A 3,345-nucleotide genomic window follows, 5' to 3' on the forward strand; every position below is an offset into this window, starting at 1 on the left:
GAGGAAATGGGCGCTCCGGCGAGCCTGGCCCAGCGCGCCCAGGTGCCTGCCGGCATGGGCCATCTGGCGACCGCCATCGAGGTCCTGAAGACCTTCAAGTTCGAGGACGACCGCGGCGCGACGATGATCGTCAAGGAGCCGATCGGCGTCTGCGGGTTCATCACCCCCTGGAACTGGCCGCTGAACCAGATCGTCTGCAAGGTGGCCCCGGCCATCGCCACCGGCTGCACCATGGTGCTGAAGCCGTCGGAAGTGGCCCCGTTCAGCGGCCAGATCTTCGCCGAGATCCTGCATGCGGCGGGCGTGCCGGCCGGCGTGTTCAACCTGGTGCACGGCGATGGCCCCACGGTCGGCGCGGCGATCTCCAGCCATCCCGAGATCGACATGGTCTCGTTCACCGGCTCCACCCGCGCCGGCATCGAGGTGGCCAAGGCGGCCGCCCTCACCGTCAAGCGCGTGGCCCAGGAGCTGGGCGGCAAGAGCCCGAACATCGTCCTCGACGACGACGCCTTCGCCGAGGGCGTCGCCCGTGGCGTTCCGGCGATGATGATCAACTCCGGTCAGACTTGCCATGCCCCCACCCGGATGCTTGTCCCCGCCCACCGAATGGACGAGGCCATCAACGTCGCCCGCGAGGCCGCCAGCCAGATCACCGTCGGCGACCCGAACGGCAACGCCCAGCTCGGGCCGGTCGTCTCCAAGGTGCAGTTCGACAAGATCCAGAAGCTGATCCAGGCCGGCATCGACGAGGGCGCGACCCTGGTCGCCGGCGGCGTGGGCCGGCCGGACGGCCTGGACAAGGGCTACTACGTCAAGCCCACGGTCTTCGCGAACGTGAAGAACGACATGACCATCGCCAAGGAAGAGATCTTCGGCCCGGTGCTCTCGATCCTCGGCTACGACACGGTCGACCAGGCCGTCGAAATCGCCAACGACACGGAGTACGGCCTGGGCGCCTACATTCAGACGAGCGACCTCGGGAAGGCCCGCCAGCTCGCGGCAAGGCTGCGCTCAGGGCAGGTCTTCATAAACGGGGCCCCCAACGACCTCATGGCCCCCTTCGGCGGCTACAAGATGAGCGGCAATGGGCGGGAATGGGGCGATCTCGCCTTCCACGAATTCCTCGAGACCAAGGCCATACTCGGCTACGCGCCCAAGCCGGCCGCGGAATAGCCCACGCGGGTTCGACGACTGAGTTCTATTTTCCTATGGACTCCCAGCCGGATCCGAGCGAAGACAGACGCCTTCTCCAAGCATGATCCCTGGCCCGGCGGCCCTCATCGCCGCCGGGCCGCCTTCCGCTGCCGCCCCCAGGAGTGAACGATGCAAGCCTATCAAGTGGTGGCCTTCGGCGCCCCGCTCGTCCCGAACGAATTGAGCGACCCGGCGCCGACGGCAGGCCAGGTCGTGGTCAAGGTCGAATCCTGCGGCCTCTGCCACTCGGACCTGCATTTCCATGAGGGCCACCTCAATCTCGGCGGCGGACAGAAGCTGCCGCTGGCCGCGTTCGGGGCGTCGCCGCCCCTGACCCTGGGCCATGAGATCTTCGGCCACATCGCCGCCTACGGCCCCGACGCGGGGCTCACCGAGAGCGACGTCGGCCGGCCCGTGATCGTCTACCCCTGGATCGGCTGCGGGACTTGCGAGGCCTGCCTGGACGACCGCGACAACGAGTGTCCGCGGCCGGAGAACCTGGGTCTGCACCGCCCGGGTGGGCACGGCGAAAAGGTCGTCGTGCGCGATGCGAAGTTCCTGATCGACGCGGACGGCGTGGATCCCGCCGTGGCGGGCGTCTACGCGTGCTCAGGCCTGACGGCCTATTCGGCCTTGGCCAAATTGCCCCGCAAGGACGGCTGGATCGCGATCGTCGGACTGGGCGGCGTGGGACTTATGGCGCTCGCTCTGGCCAAGGCGGTCGGCTTCAAGAAGGTGGTCGCGGTCGACGTCGACGACGAGAAGCTCCGCCTCGCGGAAAGCTACGGCGCGGATCTGACCTTGAACAGCGGCCCGCCGGACGCTGTCGAGACCTTGAAGGCGCAGACCGGAGGCTTGACGGGCGTGCTCGACTTCGTGGGGGCGGACGCCACGGTTCAACTGGGCGCGGGCAGCCTGAGCACCGCCGGGGTCTACGTGGTGGTGGGCCTGTTCGGCGGCATGCTGCAGATGCCCACCGCCGCCCTCGCCGCCCGGCAGCTGACCTTCCGGGGCTCCTTCGTCGGCACGCCGGCGGAGCTGCGCGAACTGGTCGGGCACGTCCGCGCGGGCGGGGTCAAGGCGATCCCCTTCCGCCGCGCGCCCATCAGCGCGATCAACGCCGACATGGTCGCCCTGGCCGCGGGCGAGGTCCAGGGCCGCGTGGTGCACGTCCACGCGGCCGCCGCCGCACCGGCGACCTGACCGCCAGAGGGGAGGTCAGTTCGCCTCGGCGTAGCCCGCGAACGAATGTTTCAGGGTGGCGTGGTTCAGCAGCATCTCCGCCACCTGCCTCTCCCCGCTTGCGTCGAAGACCCGGGTGCGCACCCAGTACGACTCTGTCCGTTTGCTCTCGGCCAGAGCCGCGATTTCGCGTCGCAGAATATAGTCCTCGCCGACGAACAGCGGCCCGTCGATCAGCCGGATCTCCTGGTCGGCGAAGAGGCCCACCGCAGGTCCCTTCACCGGGAAGGCCGCCTCGCGGCTGGAATATTCAAGCAGCACGCTCAGCATCTCGAACGGGATGATCGCCCGCCCCCACGGCGACGCCGACGGGTCGGAATACCAGGGCGAGGTCTCGGTGATGGCGGCCAGCTTCTGGTTCAGACTGAAGGGATAGAGCGACCCCATGTTCTGGTCCGGATCCATGCGCACGCGCTCGTCCTTCGCGCCGGTCATGCCGACCTTCAGGTCCTCCAGGATGAGCAGCCGGCCGGGCGGGCGCAGGGCCGCCATCCGGGTCTCCAGTAGGGTCGGGCCGGCGTCGGGGCCGAGGCTCGCGCTCGCCTCCAGCACCCGCGTACCGTCGGCCTTTTCCGCCCACACCGCCGTGGACGTGGCGCCCTCCGACGGGATCTCGGCGAAGGCGCGGACCTCTTCGCCCTCCACGACCATGTTCAGGAAGTGGGACGAGAGGCAGCCGCGCTCGAACCAGGCCTGCCCCCAGATCCTGGCGAGCAGCGGTTGGAACAGGCTGAAATGCGTGGGGCCCTCGATCGGCCCGGCGCGGAAACCCAGCTTCTCCGCCATGGCGTCGTCGTGGATGGAGGAGTGACCGCCGTACTCCTGATCGCCAAGCATCTGTCGCGGTCGGCGCAAAGGACCGGCAAGGCTGAGGACCGTCGAATAGCTCATATGCCAGTGCCTCCCATG

3 protein-coding genes are annotated in these 3,345 nt (G+C 68.6%); 2 read left to right on the plus strand and 1 reads right to left on the minus strand.

From position 1 onward, the window contains the following. Positions 1 to 1,173, plus strand: a 1,173-nt coding sequence (locus VGD44_RS25365; RefSeq protein ID WP_331091376.1) for an aldehyde dehydrogenase family protein, incomplete at its 5' end; no start/stop codon positions are given. Positions 1,174 to 1,323: 150 nt separating this feature from the next. Beyond that, positions 1,324 to 2,397, plus strand: a complete 1,074-nt coding sequence (locus VGD44_RS25370; protein ID WP_331091378.1) for a zinc-binding dehydrogenase — start codon at positions 1,324 to 1,326, stop codon at positions 2,395 to 2,397. Positions 2,398 to 2,412: 15 nt separating this feature from the next. Here the strand turns inward: VGD44_RS25370 and VGD44_RS25375 are convergent. After that, positions 2,413 to 3,345, minus strand: a 933-nt coding sequence (locus VGD44_RS25375; RefSeq protein WP_331091382.1) for a hypothetical protein, incomplete at its 5' end; no start/stop codon positions are given.

Source organism: Phenylobacterium sp. (genome assembly GCF_036402295.1).
GTDB lineage: Bacteria > Pseudomonadota > Alphaproteobacteria > Caulobacterales > Caulobacteraceae > Phenylobacterium.

Coding starts and splice junctions, on each gene's coding strand:
- VGD44_RS25370 (WP_331091378.1), top strand. CDS start 1,324: ATGCAAGCCTATCAAGTGGTGGCCTTCGGCGCCCCGCTCGTCCCGAAC.